The sequence below is a fragment of the Glutamicibacter endophyticus genome, from assembly GCF_048457885.1.
Lineage (GTDB): Bacteria > Actinomycetota > Actinomycetes > Actinomycetales > Micrococcaceae > Glutamicibacter > Glutamicibacter endophyticus.
The window spans coordinates 1,052,341-1,076,747 of the sequence record NZ_CP174200.1 but is presented as its reverse complement, the minus strand read 5'-3'; the positions used below and the strand labels follow the sequence as shown (position 1 = coordinate 1,076,747).

Below are 24,407 nucleotides of genomic sequence, written 5' to 3'. Positions count from 1 at the left end.
AAACTACTCGTGGGGCCATCTCCTGAATCCCAAGTCGTGGTAGAGGCGATAGGCCCTCGGGGAGGTGCCCTCCCCGACGCGAAGACTGAGACTGCGCTCCCCCGCTCGTCGACATGTTTCGCTGGCCGCCAGTAGCAGCGCTCGGCCGCGCCCCTGACCTTGATAACTTCTATCAACAAATAGGTCGATGACGAAGGGCCCGGCCAGCTCCGCTTCCCAGATGGACTGCTCGACCACCAAAATGGCCCCGACGACCTGTGTGCCAGCAACGGTGGCGAAAGACCAGCTAGATTGCAGTATGCCGTAGTCGTTCGCGAAGGTGGCGCGTATTTCCTCGTTGGCTTCGGCTAAGGTGTTTGCCGCAACGCCGGGTGGATAAGCACCCAGATACGCTATGGCAAGTTCCGGGGCATGGTCTGGGGTGACTGGTGTTAGGTACGGGGACTGCAGTTGCTGTGGCTGCGAACGATTCTGATCTAGGCGCAGCTGTAAAAGGTCTGATGGCATGGCAATTCCGCTCGATAACTGAACAATTGGGGTGGTGTGTGCTCATATGCGGGCCATGTACCAGAACCTACCACGCATCATTTTTCTTGCCGTGGCTCCTCCGCGGGGATACGCCTGAAAGCGTCGAGAAATTGGAACAGCGCGGTGATAGACACCGAACAGAGCAACAATGTCCATATCGAAACCCCGCGCATGGACTCGCTTAGCATGCGCGCAAGAACGAGTACGAGGAGCGACGCTAACATCACTAGTCCAGACGTGGTGTATCCGCGTGAGAAGAAACGTTTCATGGTCACACACGGTACGCTACGGGTCGCCGCTTCGTCATCGACGTGTTGAACCACAGGTTCATCAGTGGCTAGTATTCGTCGACTCCAGCACTTATTGATAGATTGTCTGTAGTCTAGAATTACTGCCGACAATCCTAGGAGGATCGTGACTCGGGTCAATTTGCGCAGAAGGCTCCCTTCGGCGCTTTATTTGGCACTACTACTGCTCCTTATTGGACTGCCCGCCATGGGCGGCTTCGCGGCGCCCCTGCTCTGGCCGCAGTTTCCGGGGATTGACGATGGTTTATGGCCTTGGACGCCGCTGTTGGCGCTGGTATTTACCGTGGTGCTCGCGTTACTGGATGGGCCGATCGAGCGCTTTGCGCTGCTCTTCGGGGCGACCGCGCGACGGTCGGTAACAGGACCGCTGGAAGCAGTCTTCACCTTACTAGCGGCGGCCCTGCTCTATGGGTTGACCATGGCCAGCTATCAGGCTACCTTGATCGCCGCCGTTACCTGCGTCGTGCTCTACCTGATTCTCACGCCGCTTCTTGGCTGGGTGCTGGCCCATGCACCGGCTTCCGCCGGCCAAACGGCACAGGACTAGCGAACCAATAATCCACAAAGAACAAGCCCCCGTCGTTGCCTGCACTTGCGGGCACACAACGACGGGGGCTTGTTGTCGGCGAAGATTATTCCTCGTCGTCGACCGGATCCTTCTTATACGGATCGGCTTCACCGGCGAAGTTCTTACCGTTGCGCAGGGCCGCGACCTCGGCATCCTTTTCGCGGGCCTTGGCCAGCAGCTCTTCGAGGTGCGAAGCGCTCTCCGGGATTTCGTCGGCGACGAATTCCAGGGTCGGGGTCAACCGAATGGTCAGGTTGCGCCCTAGCTCCTTGCGCAGTGCGCCGGAGCGCGTCTTGAGCATCTCGGCGATCTCGGCCTTGGCCGTCTCGTCGCCGAACACCGTGTAGTACACGGTCGCGTGCTGCAGATCATTGGTGACGCGCGCGTCGGTCACCGTCACGTTGTCGATGCGCTCATCCTTGATGACGGTGCGCAACGACTGTGCCATGAGGACCTGCACGCGCTTGGCCAGGCGTGCGGCACGGGCTGAATCAGCCATGGTTTTCTCCTTATGGTTCAAAATTCGTGGGCGCCTGACCACATACTAGGTCAAACGCCCACGAATCGGTGAGTCAGGCTGCTAACAGCCGAGAACTACTAGTCGCGCGGCTTCTCACGCATCTCGAAGGTCTCGATGATGTCGCCTTCCTTGATGTCGTTGAACGACCCCAGACCGATACCGCACTCGAAGCCCTCGCGGACCTCGGTGACGTCGTCCTTCTCGCGGCGCAGCGAGTCGATCGACAGGTTCTCGGCCACAACGTTGCCGTCGCGGACCAGGCGCGCCTTGGTGTTGCGCTTGATGGTGCCCGAACGGATGATCGAACCGGCGATGTTGCCGAACTTGGAGGAACGGAAGACCTGACGGATTTCCGCGGTACCCAGTTCGACCTCTTCGTACTCCGGCTTGAGCATGCCCTTCAGTGCCAGCTCGATATCGTCGATGGCGGCGTAGATAACCGAGTAGAAGCGCATGTCCACGCCTTCCTTGTCGGCCATTTCGGCAACGCGCTCGGCCGGGCGAACGTTGAAGCCCAGGATGATCGCGTTGTCCACGGTCGCCAGGTTGACGTCGTTCTGGGTGATGGCACCCACGCCGCGGTGGATAACGCGCAGCTGCACGTCGTCGCCCACGTCGATCTTCAGCAGCGAGTCTTCCAGGGCCTCCACGGCACCTGAGACGTCACCCTTCAGGATCAGGTTGAGGGTATCGATCTTGCCCTCGGCCACTGCCTTGTCGAAGTCTTCCAGGGTGATGCGCTTGCGACGCTTGGCCAGCTGAGCGTTGCGCTCGGCGGTCTCGCGCTTCTCGGCGATCTGACGGGCGGTGCGCTCGTCCTCGGTCACCAGGAAGCTGTCACCGGCGCGTGGCACGGTGGACAGACCCAGCACCTGCACCGGACGCGACGGCAGGGCCACGTCCAGGTTTTCGCCGTTCTCGTCGAACATGGCACGCACACGGCCGTGGGCGGTGCCCACCACCATGGTGTCGCCGACGGCCAGGGTACCGGACTGCACCAGCACGGTAGCCACGGCGCCGCGACCCTTATCCAGGTTCGCTTCGATGGCCACACCACGTGCGGACTTGTCCGGGTTGGCCTGCAACTCGAGCACGTCGGTGGTCAGCAGGATGGCGTCGAGCAGGTCGTCGATACCCAGCTTCTGCAGTGCGGAGACCTCGATGAACATGGTGTCGCCACCGTATTCCTCGGGCACCAGACCGTACTCGGTGAGCTGGCCCTTGACCTTGTCGGCGTTGGCGCCTTCCTTATCGATCTTGTTGACCGCGACGATAATCGGCACGCCGGCCGCCTGAGCGTGGTTCAACGCTTCGACGGTCTGCGGCATCACGCCATCGTCGGCGGCGACCACGAGCACGGACACGTCGGTCACCTCGGCACCACGGGCACGCATGGCGGTGAACGCCTCGTGACCCGGGGTATCGATGAAGGTCATCGCGCGGTCGCGGCCCTCGTGCGGGTGCACGATCTGGTACGCACCGATGTGCTGGGTGATGCCACCGTGCTCGCCGGCGATCACGTTCGACTGGCGGATAGCATCCAGCAGTCGGGTCTTACCGTGATCGACGTGACCCATGATGGTGATAACCGGGGCGCGCTCTTCGAGCTCCTCCTCGGTTTCGGCCTCAAGCTCGGCCTCGAGATCGAGTCCGAAGCCTTCGAGCAGCTCGCGGTCCTCGTCCTCCGGGGAGACGACCGAAACCTTGTAGCCCAGCTCTTCGCCGAGGACCTCGAAGGTTGCCTCGTCCAGCGACTGGGTGGCGGTAGCCATTTCACCAAGGTGGAACAGCACGGTCACCAGGGCTGCCGGGTTGGCGCCAATCTTCTCGGCGAAGTCGGTGATCGAGGCACCACGACGCAGACGAATTTCGGTCTGGCCGTTACCGCGCGGCACATTCACGCCGCCCAGGCTCGGAGCACTCATCTGCTCCAATTCCTGGCGCTTTGCGCGCTTTGACTTGCGCTGCTTGCCGCGACCGGCGCCTCCCTTACCGAAGGCACCGCCTACGCCACCGCGACCGCGCGGAGCGCCGCCACGGAATCCGCCGCCGCCACCGGCACCCGGACCGCCACCGCCGCCTGGGCGGCCGCGACCACCGGCACCGCCACCTGGGCGGCCGGCACCTGCCGGAGCCGGACGTTCGGTGCGGTTAGGCATAACGCCCGGGGTGGCCCGTACACCGTTCGGGGTGCGCGGAGCGGCCGGACGCGGGCCGCCCTGGCCGGCACCGGCTGGGCGTGGACCGCCCTGACCTGCACCTGCGGGACGCGGGCCGCGCTGACCAGCGTTCTCGCCACGTGGCGGACGCGGACCACCCTGGCCCTGACCGCCGGGGCGCTGACCCCGCTGACCTGCCGGACGTGGGCCGCCCGGACCGGACTCACCGGTGCGCATCCCCTGCTGCGAGGAGAACGGGCTGTTGCCCGGACGCGGACCACCTGGGCGTGGACCGCCCGGACGTGGCGCGCGCTGGCCGGAGCGTTGGCCGCCCTGACCGGACTCACCGGTGCGCATCCCCTGCTGCGAGGAGAACGGGTTGTTACCCGGACGCGGACCGGCAGGCTTGGGAGCTGCCGGGCGCGGGCCGGGACGCGGACCACCCGGGGTCGGTGCGTTGCCGCTGGGCTTGGACTCGGCGGCCGGAGCCGGAGTCTGTTTCGGGGTGCTGGCTCCCGGGGTGGGAGCCTTTGGGGTTTTAGCCGCCGGGGCCGGAGCCTCCGGGGTCGGGCGTGCGCCCGGCTTCGGGGCGCCGCCTGGCTTGGGTGCTGCGGCCGGCTTCTTCTCAGCGGCCGGGGCAGGCTTGCCGCCGCCGAAGGCATCACGCAGTTTGCGTGCCACCGGCGGTTCGACCGTGGAGGAGGCCGAGCGAACGAACTCGCCCATATCCTGCAACTTGGTCAATGCTTCTTTGGAACTGATTCCGAGCTCTTTGGCGAGCTCGTGAACGCGGGGTTTAGCCACATCTCTCCTGTATCAATGCGATCGGCCAAGATCCAACGCGTCCAAAGGGATGTGGGTTCTGGCAGATCAGCGTGTAATTTTGTGAAATTCTTCCGCCGCACGGATCTTCACGCAAAATCGATTGTTCATCGTTGTGCGCTCAACATTGCGGTCTCATCGGGTTGCCATCAGATTTCTGACCCGCTTTCCTTGTCTCTGCCAGATTTCCGGCCGGCTGCCGGTAAATCTTCGTGGGCGGCAAATTGCTCGAGCACCGAGGCATCGTTCACCGGAGCCCTAAAGGCTCGGTGGAATGCCTTGCGCTGCACGGCCTTGCGCACGCACTGTTGATCCGCATGGGTCCACGCTCCCCGCCCGGTGGCGGTGGCCGCGATATCCAGGCGTACCGCACGCGGCGATACGTCCCCGGACAGGACCCAACGGATCAAGCCTTGGCGCGATTCGGTGGTACGGCACGCGATGCATGTTCGTTGCTGCTGCAGCTTCATGCCGGTGCCGATCCCGCCTTTCGCGATGAAAATGTCCAAAGCCACCTACCAGTCTAGCGCGTTTAAACGCCGACGCCGACGTGAGGTTGCTTTCACGTCGACGCCGAAGGTTCACGGCCTGACTAGTTGGCCGTTTAGAACTGTGGCTCCTTGCCACCGGAGGCGGCAATGATATCGATGCGCCAGCCGGTGAGCTTGGCGGCCAGACGGGCATTCTGCCCCTCCTTGCCAATGGCCAAGGACAGCTGGGAATCGGGCACGATCACCCGGGCGCGGCGTTCGTCGGCGTCCAAAATCTCCACCGAGACCACCTTGGCCGGGGACAGCGCGGCGGCAATAAACTTGGCCGGATCCTCGGAGTAATCGACGATGTCGATCTTCTCGTCGTTCAGCTCATTCATCACCGCGCGCACGCGGGTGCCCATTTCGCCAATGCAGGCACCCTTGGCGTTCACGCCGTTGACGGTGGCGCTCACGGCCAGCTTGGTTCGGTGTCCGGCCTCGCGGGCCAGGGCCTCGACGACCACGACGCCCTCGGCGATCTCCGGGACCTCCATTTCGAAGAGCTTGCGCACCAGGTTGGGGTGCGAGCGCGAAAGGGTCACGGCCGGGCCCTTCATGCCGCGCTCGGCGGAGACCACATAGGCGCGCAGGCGCTTACCGTGCGGGTAGCGCTCCCCCGGCACCTGTTCCGGTGGCGGCAGCAAGGCTTCGATGTCACCGACGTTGACCTGCACCATCAGGGAGTTGCGGCCCTGCTGGATCACACCGGAGATCAGCTCGCCGACGCGGGAGGCATATTCGCCAACCACTTGGGCGTCCTCGGCCTCACGCAGGCGCTGCATAATCACCTGGCGCGCGGTGGAGGCGGCGATACGGCCGAAACCCACCGGGGTGTCGTCGAATTCGCCAAGGAATTCGCCGTTCTCATCCACATCCGGGGCCATAATGCGCACGTGCCCGGTGCTACGTTCAATTTCGGCCCGTGCGTTGGGCATTGCGCCCTCGGTCTTGTTGTAGGCCAATAGCAACGCGGATTCGATGGTTGGGATCAGCACATCCATTGGGATGTCGCGGTCCTTTTCCAGAATGCGCAGGGCTTCGAGATCGATATCCACGCCCTAGTCCTCCATGTCTTCAATGTCGTCGGTGATCACTGCGGCGTCGTCGAAATTCAATTCGGGATCGACGACGGCCTTACGAATGTCGGTGAAGGCGAAGCCGCGGGGCTCGTCCACCTTTGCTTTCATGCCCTTTTTCGCCGGCTCGTGGTGCACCGCGATGAGCACCTGCTGATCGCCGACCTCGGTGATGCGTCCGCGCAGCCGGGTGCCGTCTCCGAGACGGAATTTGACCATGCGGTTCAGGGCGCGCGCCCAGTGGCGCGGTTCGGTCAGCGGGCGGGAGAGACCCGGGGAACTGACTTCTAGTTCATAGGGAGCGCTGTTCGCGTACACGGGGTCGCGATCCAGCGCGGTAGAAACGGTGGTGGTGACTTCGCCAAGCTGATCAAGATTGACCGACTCGGTGCCGGTGGGCAGATCCACAATGACCTGGATGATCTGCTGAGTCCCAGCGGTTCGGAGGGAAACTTCCTCCAAAACCAGCCCGTGGGATTCCACTTCCTTGTTCAGCACGGTCATCAACCGCAAGGCTTCTTGTTCGGTATCGGCCGGCGTTCCGGTCATGGATATCCTCCCACGCTATTCGTTGTTGTCTCTAAAGCGTATCGCCTCCCATCGACGTTGAGAACGGCTCAGCGGGCGCTGGTGGCCGAACTCACCACAAAAATGCTGAATCGCCGCATGGGCATGGGAAGATCATAGGGATGAATGCGCACCCGAAGAGCCACGTTCCCCGTCGCGCCCCACGCTGGCTGGCCCCTTTATTGGCAGCCGTGTTGGTGATCGCCCTGTGCTGGATCTTGGCCGTGACCCTGTTGCGTCCGCTGCTCGTGCAACGCGGACTACCCGAGGGTGCCCGCGGGGTCAGCAACGAGCAGCAACAGGTATGGCAGTACTCGGCGAGACTGGCTAACCTAGAAGATCGCGCCGAGCAGCTGGCCGACCTCTCCGAGGGCGACACCAAACTGGCCCTGCGTGGACTGCAGGAAACGCTCGGCACCTCGGTGGCCCTGCTTGGCGAGCTGAGCTTCGAGAACGAACCCCAACCGGTGCTCGCCCAGGACTACAGCGAGCAGGCGGCCGCGCAATTAGCCGTGGATGCGGCCACGGCGAGCGCCGAGGTGCCCGAGGCCCCCGACAATGCCCCGCAGGTGCGCAAGGTGCTCACCCACAGCGCCGTGGCCCTCAACCTCCAGGCCCGCGCGGTGATTGCCGAGTTGCCCAAGAAGCAGCGCCCCAAGGGGCTTACCGCCCCGCTGGCGGCGACCGGAGGCGCGGCCGACGCCGCCCCGGTGGCATGCCTGGCCGCGGACGAGGGTGTGCCAACCCCGGGCCACGGGCAGGATGCGGTGCGCGATGTGGCTTACGCCTTGGACCGCGGCTACGCGCTGGACTACATCTGGCAACTCACCGCCGCGCGTAGCGGGAGCAAGGCCGCCGAGTCGCTCGAGCGGCGCCGCGATCGGTTGGCCACCCAGCTCGCCGCGCTGCGTGCGGTGCGCGCCCCGGACTGCTCCGACGTCCGCGCCCCGGCCTACCGGTTGCCGGAGAACTCCTTGGACAAGCTTCCAGAGGTCGGCAACGCGGCCCAACGTGATTTCGCCTTTGCCGTGTTGGATGCGGCCACCTCGACCTCCGGGGCCAAGCGCGCCGAGTTGGCCGAGCTCGGGGTAGACCTTTTCGAGTCGCTCGCCGAAGACGAAGTGCCCTTCGATTTACTGCGCGCAGCAAAATAGCGAAAAAGGTCCCTACTGCCGCAGTGGTACCAGGGGCTAGCCCAGTACGGTAGGGCAGTTCGGTGCTGAGCTCGATGGCTGGGATGCCGCGCGTTGGGCATGCTGGGGGCAGTCGAACGGCAACCGGCCGTTCACCAAAGACTGGAGAGCCACCATGAACACCATTCAGACCCCCACCTCCCGCGAGTTGAGCGATGCGGAATTGGCCAGCTTCCACGGCGGCGAATGCACGATCCGCTATAATTACGACGCCCAAGGGCGACTATCCACGATTACCGTCGAGGGTGACTGCCAGAACGTGAACATCAACGTCTCGGCCAAGTAGCCGCAGACCAGCTCCTCGTTCGGAAGTCACCATGAGCAATCCACGTTTTCGCACCTTACTGATGGCCGGAACGCTGGTTGGCGGTCTGCTTCTGGCCGCCGCGCCAGCCCAAGGCGATGAGCCAAGTCGTTGGCCGTCCCCTGCCCCGTGTCCGATCACCACCCAGCAGTCCAGTAGCGATCTGTGGCGCTGCTTCCCGTTGCCCTGGCCGAGACCACCGTACTACCCGGTTCCCATCCCATTACCGGGACCTGAACCGGTACGGGTCGAGGCCTCAAGCGATTCCATGCTGCCGCCACCGTTGCCTGGTCCCTATAATCCGCTACCCGAATGGAAGCAGTGGCTTAGCTAAGACGGGTGCCCCACGCGCTATCACGGCCCACGGCCGCGCATCCCGGTTGAGAGGTGCGCGGCCGTGGGCTTTTCCCTACCCTCGGCGCGGTTGATACCGCCTACCTCCAGGGTGTGAGCCCAAAGCCCACATCAGACCGACGCGGACGGCAGGCGCCAAGGCGCAAGATCGTTGCTACCCGGATGACATCGGGTCATCCACCGTCCCGCCAAGGGGAGCCATCATGTCCACGCAAACCACCATCCCGGCCTTTGCCCACGAAGCCACCGACGAAGAAATCGCCGCGGTCCACGGCGGCCAACGCGTCACCATCTACGTGCTCAGCGACGGCACCATCATCGTCGTCGTCGAGCGCTAACCACCGGCCATCCACGGGCGCCGAACCGCCCTGCGGTCGGCGCCCGTACCGGTCAGCCACCGTCCACCTCTAGTGAAGGATCCCGAGATGTCCCGCCTTAACGTTGTCCTGCAAACCGCCGACACCGACTGCGCACCGGCCTGCCTCACCGCGCTGTTGCGCTTCCGTGGCCGCACGGCCGAGCTGAGCTCCGTACGGGCACAGATGGATCCTGGCCGCGACGGCTGCTCCGGGCTGGTCATCCGGCAGGTCGCCTCGGAATGGGGCGTGGCGCTCAAGGCCTTGTTGGCCGAGCCGGAGGATCTCGTCACCCACTTGGATCAGCTGCCCTTGCCGGCGATCGTGCATCTGAGCCGGCAGCACTATGTGGTGGCCGAACGAGTGCGGGGTCATCGGGTCACGCTCATGGATCCGGCGGTGGGTCGTCGCACGCTCGCGGCCGAGGAACTCGTCGCCGAGTGTAGCGGCATGATCCTGGTGCTGGATACGGAGCAATCGCAGCCTCGGGTCCCCGACGGACTTGTGCAGCAGCGCAGATCGCCGTTGTTACGCCAAACCTTGGGGGCGGTCCGCAAGGATCTAGGGTACGCCGGGGCGCTCTCGGCGCTACTGGCATTCGGCGGTCTAGCGTTGCCGGTCGCCACGGGTGTCATCGTCGACGCCATGGTGGCCGGCGGGTTGTCCGTGAGCCGCTGGTTATTGCTCGGGATTGGGCTGGCGCTGGTCATGGGGGTACTGGCGCTGGCCCGATCGTGGGTACTGGCCTCGTTGCAGTATCGGCTGGCCGGCTCCCTAAGTCGCCGGGTGAGTTCCACGCTCTTTAGCCGCAGCCTGAAATTTTTCGCTCATCGCACGGTCGGAGACCTGATGGGCCGGGTGGAATCGGCTCACGCCATTCACGCACTGCTCTCGGTCACCCTGCTGGGGGCGGCACTCGATGCGGTACTGACGACCGGCTACCTCATCGCGCTACTGGTGATCGCCCCACCCTTGGCGTTAACGACCTCTCTCGTTATCGTGCTCGCATTGGGGCTCTCTTTGTGGGTTGCCGGGCGATGCGCGGCGCTGCGCCGGGAGGAAATTCTTGTCTCGGTCGAATCCTCGACGCTGATGGTCGATTCCATTGGCGGCATTCAGACCCTGCGCGCTTTCGGGGCCGAGGAAACGGAGCTCGAACGGTGGCAACAGATGCTCACCCGCCGGCTAACACTCACGCGGTCCCGGGCACGACTCGGCGCGCTGTCCCTGACACTGCTGGCCGCACTTGCCATCGCGACCCCGTTGCTGATTCTGGTGCAGGCCACGACGCTGCCCGGCGCCGGACCCATCGGCCAAATCACGCCGGGTACGGCCCTCGGGCTGATGGGCCTGGCCGCCGCGACGCTCACCCCGCTGACCTCCCTGGCCACCCAGCTGGTGGGTGCGGCCGATCTGCGTCCCCTGTTGGACCGGCTCGAAGATCTCGAATCCGGAGAGGAGGAACGCACCGTGGGTCGGGCCCCGGCCCGCCTGCGCGGTGACATCGAGCTCGAGCGTGTCAGCTTCCGCCACGATCGCCACGGCGCACCGATCCTCAACGATATCTCCGGCAGTTTACCGGCCGGGTCCAAACTGTGCCTGATGGGTCCCACCGGGTGCGGGAAAACGACACTGGCCGAGATTCTAGCCGGATTGCGCACCCCCAGCAGCGGGCAGGTGCGCTACGACGGCATGGATCTGCAGGAGCTCGAACCCAAAGCCACCCGGGCGCAGGTTGGTGTGGTGTTTCAAGACAATTGGCTGACCCGGGGTACATTGCGCGAGGCGGTACTCGCCGGACGCACCGGCTACTCGGAGCGCGAAATCTGGCAGGCCCTGGCTCGGGCCCAGCTGGCCCAAGAAGTCATCGCACTGCCGCTGGGCCTAGAGACCCGGCTCGGCGCCGCCGGTGCTGGACTCTCCGGCGGACAACGCCAACGCCTAGCCTTAGCTCGAGCCCTGCTCGCCGAACCGCGGCTACTGATTCTCGACGAACCCACCAGCGCCCTAGATGCCAAAACTGAACGCGACATCGACCAGATCCTCAGCCAATTATCGATCACTCGAATTATCGTGACCCACCGACTGGATGTGGCAGCCGACGCCGATGAAATCTGGGTGATGGACCAAGGGAAGATCATCGAACGTGGCACACCGGAGCAACTGGCACGTGCCGCAGGCTGGTACGCCTCGTTACAGCAGCGACGCTTGCGCACCTGAATGTGTGGGATGAACGCGAATACCGCACCGGGATGATTCCGCCGCGGCAACCGCTGTGCAAGGATACTGTCAGCCACCGCACATTCATTTTCGAAAGGTCTAGCGACATGTCCCCCACCCCAGCACCCGATCTTGGACACGGCAACGGCAAGAACGATCGTGACTCCGGCGACGCGACCATCACCCTGCCAGAGGCCCAAGCGGTGCCGGTGCAGTGCGCCGGGCTACTGCTCACCGGGTGGGCAATCCGCCGCGATACGGTGCTCCTGGAAGCTGGCGGTTTGACTCGAGATTGCACGGTGGAACTCAACGGTGAACAGGTCACTCCCAGTGAGATTCAGCAGGGCCCACGTTTGCCCGACTCCTGGCGGCAAGTCACGGTCCTGCATCTGCCCGCCGGTAGCCTACCGGTGGACGGCGAACGGGCACCCGCCGGGTTCGAGTTCCCCACCGACGATCGCATGGGGGCCCGCGTCATGTTCTGGTGCCGTCTTTTCCCATGGCTCTACGGCTGCTGACCCGGCGTCGGCTGCTACGGGCGGCCGTCACCGCCGCGGTGTTCGTACTAGACCTGGCGATCTGGGGCGGCGATACCGACACCTTCACCGGCGGGCATGCACCACTGGTACTGGTAGTGAGCATTGGTGCGCTGGGCTATCTCCCGCTAGCTTGGCCACGCTCCCCGCTACCGGGTTATCTCTCCATGCTCTGCATCTCACTGGCCACCCTGGCGTTGCCCTCGGTGCAGAATATGGCCGGATTCTTGATGGCCCTGTTCCTGATGGCGCGACTCGGCGACCGGCTTGCCGCACGGCTGGCCTTGGCCGGTTCGGTCGTCCCAATTACCGTCACGACCTATACGGGCAGCTTCTTCTATGAGGACTCCGATGCACTCTTCGTGGCGATCAACCTCGCTCTGTGGGCGGTCCTCGCCCTGGCCGTATGGCTCAGCGGACGGGCCCTGGCACATACCGCGCAGCGGTTGGTGACCGAACGGCGCTGGGCCGAAGATGCCCGTGTCGAGGCCACCGCCATGGAGCGATTACGTATCAGCCGCGACCTGCACGACAGTGTGGCCCATTCGCTCACCGGCATACTCTTACAGGTCGCCGGGCTACGTGCGGTGCTGCGTACCGGCCGCACCGATGTGGATGTGGACGCGGTTCTGGCCGAGATTCAGGCCACCGGGGAGCAAAGCATGCGCGAACTGCACCGCCTGTTGGGGATGCTGCGCGAATCAGCCACGGAGCCCGGAGAAGATTTACAGCATGGCGTCGGCGAACTCCAAGAGTTGATCCACGCGGCCCGAGCCTCCGGCCTACAGGTGAGCAACGAGGTGGAGGGCACCGCGCAGGCACTAGATCCCAGTATCAGCCATGCCGCCTACCGCGTGGTGCAGGAAGGGCTGTCCAACGCGATGAAACATGCCGGCGATGGGGCCCAGGTACACCTGCACATCACGTGGCGAACAGACCAGCTCATACTCACGCTCAGCTCCGTCTCCGGCACACCGACCGCCGGAGCGGTCAGCGGCGGTTACGGTCTCCTGGGCCTGCGAGAGCGTCTCGGCGTGTTGGGCGGCCACCTGCAGGCCGGTGCGACCGCCGATGGCTACCTACTCAGCGCCACGTTACCCATCGAAGGCCGCACAAGACCGGCCGACCCATCTGCCATGGAGGACGAGCAATGACTCGGGTTCTGATCGTCGATGACCAACCAATGGTGCGTGCCGGAATCGGCATGCTCTTGGCCGCCGAAGAAGATATGAGTGTTGTTGCCGAGGCCGGCTCCGGGCATGAGGCCCTTGAACTGGCCCGGGTACACCACCCCGAGGTGGTCTTGATGGATGTGCGGATGCCCGGGCTCGACGGGGTGGCGGCCACTCGGGAACTGGTGCGCGAATCGGCCACACACCCGGACGCGCTGACCCGGGTTTTGATCATGACCACTTTCGACGATGAAGATGTCGTGCTCAACGCCCTGCAGGCCGGGGCTAGCGGGTACCTGCTCAAACACGCCTCTCCCACCGAGATTGCCGACGCCATCCGCCGCGTGGCCGCTGGAGACACCTGGCTGGATGCGACCGCCGCCACTCGCCTAGTCCAAAAGCTACGCACCCGAGCCGCGGATCATCGTAACCCCGCCGAGCTACTGACTCCGCGTGAGCAGGAGGTGCTACGACTTGTCGCCGCGGGCCTTTCCAATCGGGAAATCCTAGAGCGGCTTGTGCTCTCCGAAGCGACGGTCAAAACTCATGTGGCGCGGATCCTGTTCAAGACCGGTGCTCGGGATCGTGCTGCTGCCGTGGCCATGGCCTACCGTAGCGGTTTCGTCGACCCACACGATCCAGTTCCGTAGGCATGCCGCGCCCCACACTCGCTAGGTTCCCACAGAAGGTTTCCTCGATGACATCTATGGAAATCCTGTTCAGAAAAACGTCGTCGTCGAACTCACCATCTGTAATTTCTAATGCGATATTTTCCGTGCTGATTTTGTGGCTAGGAAACGACATAACCTTAGATCACATGCATTGATGTTCAAAGTTCACGTCGTGCCACGCTACCTCATCGGTACGAAGCGACCGACGCATCTCGACCGTACGTTTGCGTAGCACTTCGGAGATCAGATGTTGGAAGCCGTGAATATACGTCGCCACATCTCTGTCTTTTATGATGGCAATATCGCGACGAGCAACTACACCATATCGCTAGGATTCGATTACCTTGGCCGCTTCGACAGTAGACGTAGAGTCGTTCTAAGGGAAGCGGGATGGGCCGACCCTGGCCTACGCACAGGCGTCGGGCCGGCCCTTGAGCTAGGGGTCGGCCCGACGCCTAAGTGAACCTATCGCTAAGCCAAGTGATGCGTCTCGGCGAGGGCATACACCGGCGTATCGATCCCTTCGTAGCGCGCCTTGAGCTGTAGCCCTAGATACTTTGAATAGTGCCGAGATTGGTGCAGATTACCGCCATGGAACCAAAGGTTCTCGACCTGCGTCGGCTTCCACATATTGCGCAGTTCGCCCTGCCAAGGTCCGGGGTCTTTGGTGGTGTCCGAGCCAAGGCCCCAGCACTTGCCCACCGCGTCGGCAACTTCTTGCGAAATGAGCTTCGCGGCCCAACCGTTCATCGAACCGTATCCGGTCGCATACACCACCGCGTCGGCGAGCAGCTCGGTCCCGTCGGTGAGCACCACGGAATTCTCGGTGAGGTGATCGACTTCGCCGCGGGCCAAGGCGATGGACCCGTCGGCCACCAGCGCGGAGGCGCCGATGTCGATGTAGTATCCCGAGCCGCGGCGCAAGTACTTGAGGAATAGACCGGACTCGTCGTCGCCGAAGTCCAGGTCGAACCCGGCCTTTTCGAGGCCTTCGTAGAAATCCGCATCCGCCTCGCGTATCTGCGCGAAGGCCGGAATGTGAAACTGCGGCAGTACCTTGTAAGGGATCGACGCAAAGATTAGATCGGCGGCGTGGTGGTCGATGCCATTGGCCAGAGCCTCCTCGGAATAGAGCGGTCCGAGTACGGTCTTCATCAGGGATTCCGAGCGCACAATGTGCGTGGACGAACGTTGCACCATGGTGGGTTTCGCACCGTTGTGCACGAGGTCCGCGCAGATGTCGTGGGCCGAATTGTTCGCGCCTATCACCACCACGTTCTTGCCCTTGTAGCGGGCACCCCCGGGGTGGGTGGATGAATGGTTCTGTTCCCCGGCGAAGATCTCCTGCCCCGGGTAGCTGGGCATATTTGGCACCCCGGACATGCCGGTAGCTAACACGAGGTGTTGAGGGTGCAAGGTGAGTTCCTCACCTTCGCGCACCACCTGTACATCCCAACCCTGCCCATCGGGTCGTTGGGTGGCTTTCAGTGCCTCGGTGTTGGACCAGTAGTCCAGTTCCATGAGCTTGGTGTAGCTTTCGAGCCAATCGCCCATCTTGTCCTTCGGGGTGAACACCGGCCAGTGGTCGGGGAACTCCAGATACGGCATATGGTCGTACCAGACCGGGTCGTGCAGGGCTAGCGAGTGATAGCGCGAACGCCACTGGTCACCGGGGCGTGGGTGCTTATCGATCACCAGTGCTGGGACCCCCATGCGTTTGAGCCGGGCACCGAGCCCAATACCACCTTGGCCGCCGCCGATGACCAGCACGTAGGGCTGCTCGGTGATGCCGAATTCTTCTTTGCGCCTGGTGAGCTTATCCAGCCAGTTTTCGCTGCTCATGGCGCTGCCGTGGCTGGCCCCAAGTTCACGGCGTGGACCTGCCGGTTCGGGATGGGCACGTAGCTGCTGGGCGGTGGTAAGCATGGTCCAGCAACGCCCCTCACGCAGGCGCAGGATGCCCAGGCCATCGAACGCCTCATTCTGGAAGCTAAACCAGACTTCAATCACACCATCGGCTTCGCTGGCCTTGGTGACTGTCAGCTCGCGCGGCCAGGCGGAGGGCTCGATGCCCTGCAGCATCGCGCGTATCTCTTCGCGCCCCTCGCTGGTGTGTAGATTCCACGTCAATGACGCGAGGTCCCGCCAATAGCATTCCGCCCCGAACAATGCCGCGGCCGCGTCGGCGTCTCGCTCGTCCAGTGCGTGCTGTAAGGCCGTGAGCCATTCGCTGGCCGCCTGGGTGGGGTCGATGGTTCTCATAGTTTTCACTTCGCTTCGCTCTACCGTGGGAACATCCCGGTCGCGGTGCGCCGGGGGTGCATATCCCCAGAGTATGAGCTAGCTCACATTTGACCAGCGTTGCAAAAGGTTGCAACGTTGGATGCTCAGTCGACGAACCGAGCCGGCACCAGTAACCGATATGGCCTAGAACCGATGAGGCCACCGAGCCTCGAGCGGAGGCGAGAAATTTCGGCACGTACGGTAATCGCCGAAGCCGGTGAGGGCCACAAGTCGCGCAACTGTTCGGCCTCCACGCCCTGCGGATGTTGCGCCAGCAAGCGGAGTATTTGCCAATGCCGATGGCTCAGGGCGATCTCGCTGCTCCCCTGTTCAACCCGGATCACGGCGTGCGGATGCGGTTGTGCGTACAGTTCGAGCAACGTTTCGCTGGCGGTCGGCGCCAGTATCCAACCGCCGGGAACCTGACGGGCATTGACTACGCCGAGGCCAGGTACCCAGCTAGGTGCCTGTCCCAGCGCCGCCGGAAGCGAGAGTTGTTGCGCCAGCACGAAACCGCGTTGGGCAGCGACGGTGCCTTGCTCGTCCACCAGGACATAACCACCGTCGGGTAGCTGGGTAGAATCCACCAGCCGTTGTAGTCGCGACTGTTCGGCGCGGGCCAGTTCTCCCCGGGCTTCGCCCAGCACGGCGGAGAGCAGACTGAGAGTGTGCGGGTGTGCAGTGCGGTAGGAACCCGAGAGCGTAATGGTTCCCAGAAGTCGGTCTCCGCCGGGCCCCATAATCGGCGCCGAAGTACACACCCAACTGTGCTGTTCCTCGCGGGCATGTTCCGGGCCAAAAATCTGCACCGGAACTTTTTCGGCCATGGCCGCACCGATCCCATTGGTACCCACATCGTTTTCGCGCCAGCGGGCTCCTTGCACAAAACCTATGCCGTCGGACCTGCGACGCACCGCAAAGGGGCCGAGCACCCACAACACGTAGCCGGCACCATCGGAGATCACCAGCTGGTTTTGCGCATCGCTGGCCGTGGCAAGAAGACGCTCCTTGAACAACGGCAACAACAACTGTAGTTCCCGATGCGCTTGACGGCGCTCGTTCAGATCTCCGGAATCTAGCGGATTCACCGTGGCACGGTAATCACCGGCGCGCTGCCACGAGCGGGCCACCACGGGGCGCACCTGCTGGGCCACTTGCCGGGACTCGGCCCAACTACGATGGAGCGGCAGCAACGCCCGCGCCTTGAGGTTCGGATCTTCCCCGGCCCCCAGTGCAGGCTGCGGCCGCGACGCATCGTGGGAGATCGAGTTCATTTACCGAATGATGCCAGCAACTGGGGCGTTTGAGAAGAGCTGGCAGCTTGAAAGCCGGTCAACTATCCGGCGAGCATATCCCAGCCAAGCTTGAGGATCAGAGCGAGCACCACGATCACGAAGACAACGCGAATGAAGCCGCTGCCCTTGGATATGGCCATCCGTGCCCCCAGATAGCCACCACACATATTCATCACGCCCAGGGCCAAACCCAACCCGAGAGCCACGTGCCCGCCGGGAAGGAAGAGTAGCAGGGCCCCGAGATTTGTGGCCAAGTTGACGATTTTGGCCTTGGCAGAAGCCTGCAGGAAGTTATATCCCAAGATCGTGACCATTGCGATGATCAGGAACGAACCGGTCCCGGGACCGATCATTCCGTCATAACCGCCGATCACTAACCCAATGAGCAACGCCCACACGTAGTGGGTACGGCCGCGGTGACGTAGTTGACTCAGTTCCCCTGCCCGCGGTTTGAAGATCGTGAAGGCAAGCACGGCGACCAGCGCCACGATAATGATGGGTTTGATGGCCGCCGACGGCAGGATGGTGGCGATACCGGCCCCACCGAACGCTCCGACAAGTGCCAGCAACGCCATCGGAATCGCCGTTTTCAGATCCGGACTGGTTCGCCGGTAATAGGTGATGGCACTGGTTGTGGTTCCAAAGATGGAACCCAACTTATTGGTGGCCAGTGCCTGTACCGGGCTGAGCCCGGGAAAAAGTAGTAGCGCGGGCAGTTGAATCAGTCCCCCGCCGCCGACCACCGCATCGATCCATCCGGCGGCAAAGCCGGCGGCCAATAACAGCAACACCGGCCACCAGCCAGCCTGCAGTAGATCGGGGCCTAGAAACTCGAGGGATTCAACCACCCGCACACACTCTCTTTCTCGGCGGGTTAGCTCCCGCTGACTTCGTCGACCACCTGATCGACCGCAACATCCTTGCGCTCGCCGGTGGCACGGTCCTTGACCTCGACCAGCCCGTCGGCCAGACCGCGTCCGACCACAACGATCTTCGGCACACCGATGAGCTCGGCGTCGGAGAACTTCACGCCAGCCGAGAGCTTCGGACGGTCGTCGAGCAGTACCTCGAGGCCGGCAGCTTCAAAATCGGTGGCGAGCTTCTCGGCCGCTTCTAGAAGCTCCGGTCCCTTGCCGGTGACGACGACATGCACGTCGGCCGGGGCGACCTGAGCCGGCCAGGAAAGGCCCTTCTCGTCGTGGTAGGCCTCGGCCAGCGCGGCTACCGCACGGGTGACGCCGACGCCGTAGGAACCCATGGTCACGACCTGTAGCTTGCCGTTGGAGTCCAGCACCTTCAGGTCGAGAGCCTCGGCGTACTTACGGCCCAACTGGAAGATGTGGCCCATTTCGATGCCGCGCTCGGTGCGCAGCGGACCGGAGCCGTCCGGTGCCGGGTCGCCTTCGAGGACGTTGACGCATTCGATGGTGCCGTCCCAACCGAAGTCACGACCGGCGACCAGCCCGAAGACGTGCTTGCCGGCTTCGTTGGCACCGGTGATCCAAGTCGTACCGGAGACCACGCGCGGATCCACCAGGTACGGGATGCCGGTCACCGATTCGGTGCCGAGCAATACATTATCCAGCCCAAGGGCCGGGCCGAGGTAGCCGGTGACGATCTGCGGGTAGTTCTTCAAGTCTTCTGCTGTTGCGGCTTCGACCTGGACCTCGCCGCCGATCTCAAGTGCGGTGCCGATGGTGGCTTCTACGCGCTTGAGGTCGACCTGACGGTTGCCGGGCACACCGAGGACCACGAGGTGACGTTCACCGGCCGGGTCGATCACGGCGAGCACAACGTTCTTCAACGTGTCTTCGGCCGCCCACTGGCCGTCCTCCAGCGGACGGATCTCGTTGGCGGCGGCGACCAGGGTGTCAATGGTCGGGGTATCCGGGGTGTCGAGCACCTCGAAGGCCGGAGCATTCGAGTAGTCGATGTCTTCGGGGACCACGGTGGTCACAGCCTCGACGTTGGCCGCATATCCGCCGGGCGAACGGACGAAAGTGTCTTCGCCGATGGCGGTTGGGTGCAAGAACTCCTCGGACTTCGAACCGCCCATGGCACCGGCTTGCGCGAAGACCGGCACAACCTCGAGGCCAAGACGCTCGAAGATCTTCAAGTAGGCGCCGCGGTGCGCGTAATAGGCCTCGTCGAGTCCGGCGTCATCAATATTGAAGGAGTAGGAGTCTTTCATGATGAACTCGCGACCGCGTAGCAGGCCGGCACGCGGACGGGCCTCATCGCGGTACTTATTCTGAATCTGGTAGAGGTACACCGGAAGGTCCTTGTACGAGTTGTACAGGTCCTTGACCAGCAAGGTGAACATCTCTTCGTGGGTGGGCGCCAGCAGGTAGTCCGCGTCCTTGCGGTCCTTCAGGCGGAATAGGCCCTCACCGTACTCGGTCCAGCGGTTCGTGGTCTCGTAGGGTTCGCGTGGCAGCAACGCCGGGAAGTGCACTTCCTGGGCGCCGATCGCGTTCATTTCCTCGCGGATAATCGCCTCGACACGGGCCAACACCTTCAACCCCAACGGCAACCACGTATAAATACCCGGGGCCGCACGTCGAATATAGCCGGCGCGAACCAGCAGCTTGTGGCTGGCCACTTCAGCGTCGACCGGGTCCTCGCGCAGAGTGCGCAGGAACAGGGTGGAAAGTTTCGAAACCACTCTAGGCGTCCTTCAAGGTTCAAGCCCCGCTTTCACATCGAGAATAAGCGGCCGGCTGGATGGGCAAATCATTAGTATTTTTAGGTGGCGCCGTAGGCGGCCTCAGACAATCTTAGCCGTAGAAAAGCCGCCTTTGGACAAGCATCTACTCGAGCGTGACATAAACCGCGTTCGCGCGCAGCCTCCGCCTACTTTTCGGTCGCTTTTTCGGCTTGCTTCAGCAGCTGGGCGAGCAGGTCTGCCGCCTGGGCAACATCCTGTTTCGACACCTGTCCAGAGACGGTACGTTGCACACCCGCCAGTGAAGAACCGGAGAGGGCACGCACCATTAGTTGCTGGCTGGTGTCGGTTCCATCGCTACTGGTCACCACCCATGCGTCGGCGGCCAGTTCCTGCACCGCGACCGGTTGCTTGGCTAGGTGATAAGCCCGCACTTGCCCGTCGACATTCACCGAATACCGGGTGCACTTCTTAGCTGCCTCGGTCGTCTGTTGCCAGTGTTCGGCAAGTTTTCCGGCGTCCGGATAGGACGCTAGTGTCAGGAGCTGGTCCTTGGTCTGGGCCACGCCCAACGTGGAATTCTTCAGCTGTTCCGCCACGGGCGCGGCGAAGGTAATCCCGCAGGTTTCGGGCGTGACCTTCACATCCTCGAGCCACTGTTGAGCTTTGGGAATGGATTCACGCAATTGCCGGTCCCCGAGCACCACGGCCTTGGGATCATCGTTCGTGGCGTCCTTCAATAGCCGCTCAACGGTCGCGGCATCGAGCGCCGGGGCGACCGGTGCGGAACTTTGAGTCCCGGCGCTTGCGGCTGGGTTCTGCGTGCAGCCACTTAGCGCAAGCAATCCGGTGGCAAGGATAAAACCTGCACGCACCCACCGCAGCCTGCGTTGACCCACGCGATCTTCCCCCTTAGTGATGTGATGCTTCCACCTGAAGTCTAGCCCGGGTATTTCATGAAGATGAGTAGTCATTAACTGACTTAAAAGATGAAAAGGTGACCTGAACTGGGAAAATAGTGGTGTCTAATCATCATCCACCCAGTTCGAAGGATCACCTTTTCAGTGAACCATTCTACCCCCGTTTTCCCTGCCATCCCCACCGAACTCACCGGCCAAGCCCTGGTCTCCCACGCTGGGTTGTCGGTGCTGACCAGCTTCCTGAACGCGGTAGGCTTCCGCAGTCTCTGCGAGGACCGGTTCAGCCAGTTTGTGCCAGCCACCGCTACCCACCGTCCAGGAAAGATCCTCGGAGCACTGGCTCTATCGTTGGCGGCTGGCGGCGAGCAAGCCACCGACGTCGACCAGCTGCGTGCCGCACCAGGACTCTTCGGCCCGGTAGCATCGGATGCCACCATCAGCAGGTTCATGAACCGGATCAAGGAGCAACCCGAAGCCTTCGAACATGGGTTCGCCACCATGACCCGGACCCTGCGCACCAAAGTGTGGGCTGCGGCCGGGCCACGGAATCCCGGCCGGCTGGCCACACCAACCAACCCGCTGATCATCGACCTCGACGCCTCGTTGGTGCATGTGCACTCCGAGAAAGAATCCAGTGCTGGAACCTATAAAGGCGGGTACGGTTTTTCACCGATGATCGCCATGGCCGACTACGGCACGAAGAATGGCACCGGCGAAATCTTGGCCGTGCACCTGCGTCCGGGCAACCGGGGCGCGAACTCGGCCGCATCCCATATCGAGGTGCTCAACCAGGCGTTGGCACAGCTGCCGGACGGGTTCTATGACGAGCGCGGAAACCTCTATGGAGAGAAGGTCCTGGTCCGCACCGATAGTGCCGGTTCGTCCCGTGAGTTCTTGCACTACCTGGATTCGTTGGGTCTCCAGTTCTCCACCTCGTATTCGCTGCCAGTCATCAAGGAGCGGTTCATCCGGTGGATCGATGAGAAGAAATACTGGGAACCAGCGCTGGGCGCTGGCGGGGATCAGCGTGATGATGCGTGGGTGATTGACGCGAGCAAGGTCTGGGTGCTGAAGGACTACCCGCCAGGAACCCGGATCTATGTGCGTGCTGAGCCGTTGCATCCTGGGGCGAAAGCGAACCTGTTCGATACCGACGGGAACAGGGTGACCGCGTTCTTGACCAATAGCCCGCGATTCAACGTGGCGTTCCTCGATGCGAGGCACCGGGCGCGGGGCCGGTGCGAGAACAGGATCAAAACGCTCAAGAGCACGAGGCTGGGCAAGCTGCCGTATTGGTCGTTTGCCGCGAACCAAGCATGGGCTGATTTGGCAATGCTCACACTGAATTTGGTGTCGTGGCTGCAGCTGGTCGTGTTGCCCGGCGGGCATGAGGCAGGCTGCTGGGATGTGAAGCGGTGGCGGTACCGGTTGTTCTCAATGGCGGGGAAAGTCGTCTCTGGCGGCCGGCAGCGCCGGCTGTTGATCCCCGAGAGTGCACCGGAAGCGCAACTTCTATGCCGATTGATTGAGGGCATCGGCGTGTTGTTTCAGCGGTGGCGGCACGGATTGCTGGCTGCCTGATGCTGGTGGTTGTCCTGTTGTTTCTTTGGTTGTGAAAGGTCATTACAATCCAGGCAAGTGGAGCCCGGCACCCTGCCCCGGTGCGTCAAGGCGCTATTTGGCATGGGCGGAATCAGTAACGGCCGCCGGGAATCCTTGGTATCGGAATTCGGCGGCGGTCAGAGACCTCATGAAAATTTGGGTTAGCTCACCAGGAACCCTGTTTTCCGCAGTTGCAAGCAGCCCTTCAAGATGGCTCAAAGCGGCTACGCACGGTATGTCCCCCACCATGCAGCAAAGACCAACTCCAGACGGCAGGGAAGAACACTCCCACGGGGAAGACCGATGAACGCCACCAGCAAGCAGGCCACCTACGAAGAATCCACGTGCCCGCACCGAGGCGCAGCGGGTGTGTACTCTACCCGAAAGAGCAAGCCTGCTTACACAAGAAGAACCCCAGAAAACCAGGGCTACAAGACTCGTCACGACGCGAATCTGGGATACAACGACCGCGAGTCGCACCAGAGCACATACTGATTAAATCTAAGCCTCACTTCCACCCATCCACGCTGGAACGAGAAGGTTGAGATTCGGCTTCAGGAGCTTCCGCTCCTGGCGCGTAAATGCCGCACCGGTGTGCCTTTCAGGTACTGAGCGGAGTCTTGCAACTTGGAAGAGTCTTTCAATCAATTCGCAGGCAGCAACAAGGGCGAAAAGTATGCCCTGCTCATCTGAAGTCAATTCCCCAGAAATGACCTTTGATTCACCATCATCTTCAGCGTCCATCATGGTCAAAAGTCCACTAATCCACGTCCGCCCGTGAGTTGCAGCAGAGCAAATCTGCCACATCAAAGTTGGTTCAGTCTTAAATCCGTATGTTTCTGAAGCCTCGTCAATCATCTTGCGGAAACCAGGAGGGCGTGCGCGAAGCCCCTCCTTTTTCATCCCGTATTGCTCCTCAAGCGACTTGAATCGATGTTCTCTATCATCAATTTCATCAGATGGTGCGCCAATAGCTTCATACGCATTTTTACGATCGCAATGATTAGCCCATTCCAATTTCAACGAACGTATGGCAATAGAACGAGCTGACGAGTCTTTCACTAACCACAAACCGACTGCCGCGTTTTCTATACTTGAGCGCAGTAGAGAGTACGGTGCAAAAATATGCTGAGATTTAGCTTCCGCCAATAGCGTGCGCACCGCATGTAAATGATCCACTGCCGTAAGTCGCAGATAGCTCAAAGTATGAGAGGCCTGAAACGGCTCTGATATCTGATTCGCCAATCCCAACGTGGATTCAGGATGCACCTCAAGAGGAACCGAGATCTTTCTATGCCAGCTCTCGACCTTTTCAAGGAAGTAACTCAGGTCTTGATAGTGACGCGCCGCCTCTGTTTGCGTTCGTGAACGCAAAAGTGAACCCCAGCTATTAGTAGATGCATCATTTTCTGATTTCATTATCACGTCTCTATCTATTGGGGTAAAAATAGCCCTGTGTACGAGTATATGAAAAGTTTGATAGCTAAACTTTATGCTCTGAGGTTTAGCTAAACGATCAGATCACAGCTCTCGCGAACCAACAGCCTCAAGCCGGAAGACAAAGGCACAACAAGGTTGATACAGTCTGAACAACAACTTTCCCTGCTTCCATAATGCCGAAACTTTGCCCGGATAATTGGTCATCATCTGCAAGCAGCTATCGTCCCTGCTTTTGGTGCAGGTTCGAGCACTCGGCGAGCTCTCAACTCTGTCCAGAGCTCCCGACCCGACTGCCACCACAAGACAGTTGCACCC

General features: G+C 62.1%; 21 protein-coding genes. 9 read left to right on the top strand and 12 right to left on the bottom strand.

The features are described from left to right. Nucleotides 1-3: 3 nt before the first annotated feature. Nucleotides 4-507, bottom strand: a complete 504-nt coding sequence (locus ACJD00_RS05110) for a GNAT family N-acetyltransferase (RefSeq protein WP_418908770.1) — start codon at nucleotides 505-507, stop codon at nucleotides 4-6. 435 nt (nucleotides 508-942) lie between these two features. Between ACJD00_RS05110 and ACJD00_RS05105 the strand changes: the two genes are divergently transcribed. Then, nucleotides 943-1,383, top strand: a complete 441-nt coding sequence (locus ACJD00_RS05105; RefSeq protein ID WP_418908769.1) for a hypothetical protein — start codon at nucleotides 943-945, stop codon at nucleotides 1,381-1,383. Nucleotides 1,384-1,468: 85 nt separating this feature from the next. Here ACJD00_RS05105 and rbfA read toward each other — a convergent pair whose 3' ends face one another. The 5 genes from rbfA to rimP form a co-directional block, all read right to left on the bottom strand. Next, entirely contained in the window at nucleotides 1,469-1,903 is a 435-nt protein-coding gene (rbfA, locus tag ACJD00_RS05100; RefSeq protein ID WP_309408156.1) for a 30S ribosome-binding factor RbfA, read from the bottom strand. 98 nt (nucleotides 1,904-2,001) lie between these two features. Beyond that, the gene (gene infB, locus ACJD00_RS05095) at nucleotides 2,002-4,887 is read right to left on the bottom strand and encodes a translation initiation factor IF-2 (protein ID WP_418908768.1); all 2,886 of its coding nucleotides are present in this window, start codon (nucleotides 4,885-4,887) and stop codon (nucleotides 2,002-2,004) included. A 167-nt stretch (nucleotides 4,888-5,054) separates the two neighbouring features. Next, the gene (locus ACJD00_RS05090) at nucleotides 5,055-5,420 is read right to left on the bottom strand and encodes a YlxR family protein (RefSeq protein WP_418908767.1); all 366 of its coding nucleotides are present in this window, start codon (nucleotides 5,418-5,420) and stop codon (nucleotides 5,055-5,057) included. 89 nt (nucleotides 5,421-5,509) lie between these two features. After that, a complete protein-coding gene (gene nusA, locus ACJD00_RS05085) occupies nucleotides 5,510-6,493 on the bottom strand; it encodes a transcription termination factor NusA (protein ID WP_309408160.1) in 984 nt (327 codons plus the stop codon). Between the two features lie 3 nt (nucleotides 6,494-6,496). Beyond that, complete coding sequence (gene rimP, locus ACJD00_RS05080; RefSeq protein WP_418908766.1) at nucleotides 6,497-7,063, bottom strand: ribosome maturation factor RimP; 567 nt, start codon at nucleotides 7,061-7,063, stop codon at nucleotides 6,497-6,499. Nucleotides 7,064-7,203: 140 nt separating this feature from the next. On the opposite strand from rimP, the gene ACJD00_RS05075 reads away from it, so the two are divergent. The 7 genes from ACJD00_RS05075 to ACJD00_RS05045 all read left to right on the top strand — a co-directional run bounded on the left by ACJD00_RS05075 (nucleotide 7,204) and on the right by ACJD00_RS05045 (nucleotide 13,866). Next, nucleotides 7,204-8,235 carry a hypothetical protein gene (locus ACJD00_RS05075; RefSeq protein WP_418908765.1) on the top strand — a complete coding sequence of 344 codons (1,032 nt, stop codon included), beginning with the start codon at nucleotides 7,204-7,206 and terminating at the stop codon, nucleotides 8,233-8,235. 154 nt (nucleotides 8,236-8,389) lie between these two features. Next, entirely contained in the window at nucleotides 8,390-8,560 is a 171-nt protein-coding gene (locus ACJD00_RS05070) for a hypothetical protein (protein WP_418908764.1), read from the top strand. A 575-nt stretch (nucleotides 8,561-9,135) separates the two neighbouring features. Beyond that, nucleotides 9,136-9,270 carry a hypothetical protein gene (locus tag ACJD00_RS05065; RefSeq protein ID WP_418908763.1) on the top strand — a complete coding sequence of 45 codons (135 nt, stop codon included), beginning with the start codon at nucleotides 9,136-9,138 and terminating at the stop codon, nucleotides 9,268-9,270. Nucleotides 9,271-9,357: 87 nt separating this feature from the next. Further along, on the top strand, nucleotides 9,358-11,508 hold the full coding sequence (locus tag ACJD00_RS05060; RefSeq protein WP_418908762.1) for a peptidase domain-containing ABC transporter: 2,151 nt from the start codon (nucleotides 9,358-9,360) through the stop codon (nucleotides 11,506-11,508). 107 nt (nucleotides 11,509-11,615) lie between these two features. Beyond that, the gene (locus ACJD00_RS05055; RefSeq protein ID WP_418908761.1) at nucleotides 11,616-12,026 is read left to right on the top strand and encodes a hypothetical protein; all 411 of its coding nucleotides are present in this window, start codon (nucleotides 11,616-11,618) and stop codon (nucleotides 12,024-12,026) included. Then, nucleotides 12,008-13,198, top strand: a complete 1,191-nt coding sequence (locus tag ACJD00_RS05050; protein WP_418908760.1) for a sensor histidine kinase — start codon at nucleotides 12,008-12,010, stop codon at nucleotides 13,196-13,198. The genes ACJD00_RS05055 and ACJD00_RS05050 overlap by 19 nt, the downstream gene beginning before the upstream one ends. Then, nucleotides 13,195-13,866: a response regulator gene (locus ACJD00_RS05045; protein ID WP_418908759.1), complete on the top strand. Its 672-nt coding sequence runs from the start codon at nucleotides 13,195-13,197 to the stop codon at nucleotides 13,864-13,866. The genes ACJD00_RS05050 and ACJD00_RS05045 overlap by 4 nt, the downstream gene beginning before the upstream one ends. A gap of 492 nt (nucleotides 13,867-14,358) precedes the next feature. Here the strand turns inward: ACJD00_RS05045 and ACJD00_RS05040 are convergent, their stop codons facing one another. The 5 genes from ACJD00_RS05040 to ACJD00_RS05020 form a co-directional block, all read right to left on the bottom strand. Beyond that, nucleotides 14,359-16,149, bottom strand: coding sequence for a flavin-containing monooxygenase (locus tag ACJD00_RS05040; protein WP_418908758.1), 1,791 nt, complete (start codon nucleotides 16,147-16,149; stop codon nucleotides 14,359-14,361). A 125-nt stretch (nucleotides 16,150-16,274) separates the two neighbouring features. Beyond that, on the bottom strand, nucleotides 16,275-17,444 hold the full coding sequence (locus ACJD00_RS05035) for a GAF domain-containing protein (protein ID WP_418908757.1): 1,170 nt from the start codon (nucleotides 17,442-17,444) through the stop codon (nucleotides 16,275-16,277). 62 nt (nucleotides 17,445-17,506) lie between these two features. After that, on the bottom strand, nucleotides 17,507-18,277 hold the full coding sequence (locus ACJD00_RS05030; protein WP_418909309.1) for a TSUP family transporter: 771 nt from the start codon (nucleotides 18,275-18,277) through the stop codon (nucleotides 17,507-17,509). A gap of 62 nt (nucleotides 18,278-18,339) precedes the next feature. Then, the gene (locus ACJD00_RS05025; protein ID WP_418908756.1) at nucleotides 18,340-20,130 is read right to left on the bottom strand and encodes a proline--tRNA ligase; all 1,791 of its coding nucleotides are present in this window, start codon (nucleotides 20,128-20,130) and stop codon (nucleotides 18,340-18,342) included. A gap of 188 nt (nucleotides 20,131-20,318) precedes the next feature. After that, nucleotides 20,319-21,005: a hypothetical protein gene (locus ACJD00_RS05020; protein WP_418908755.1), complete on the bottom strand. Its 687-nt coding sequence runs from the start codon at nucleotides 21,003-21,005 to the stop codon at nucleotides 20,319-20,321. Between the two features lie 189 nt (nucleotides 21,006-21,194). Here ACJD00_RS05020 and ACJD00_RS05015 point away from each other — a divergent pair, with 189 nt between their 5' ends. Beyond that, a complete protein-coding gene (locus tag ACJD00_RS05015; RefSeq protein ID WP_418908754.1) occupies nucleotides 21,195-22,631 on the top strand; it encodes an IS1380 family transposase in 1,437 nt (478 codons plus the stop codon). A 522-nt stretch (nucleotides 22,632-23,153) separates the two neighbouring features. On the opposite strand, the gene ACJD00_RS05010 is transcribed toward ACJD00_RS05015, so the two are convergent. Next, the gene (locus tag ACJD00_RS05010; RefSeq protein WP_418908753.1) at nucleotides 23,154-24,071 is read right to left on the bottom strand and encodes a hypothetical protein; all 918 of its coding nucleotides are present in this window, start codon (nucleotides 24,069-24,071) and stop codon (nucleotides 23,154-23,156) included. Nucleotides 24,072-24,407: the final 336 nt, after the last annotated feature.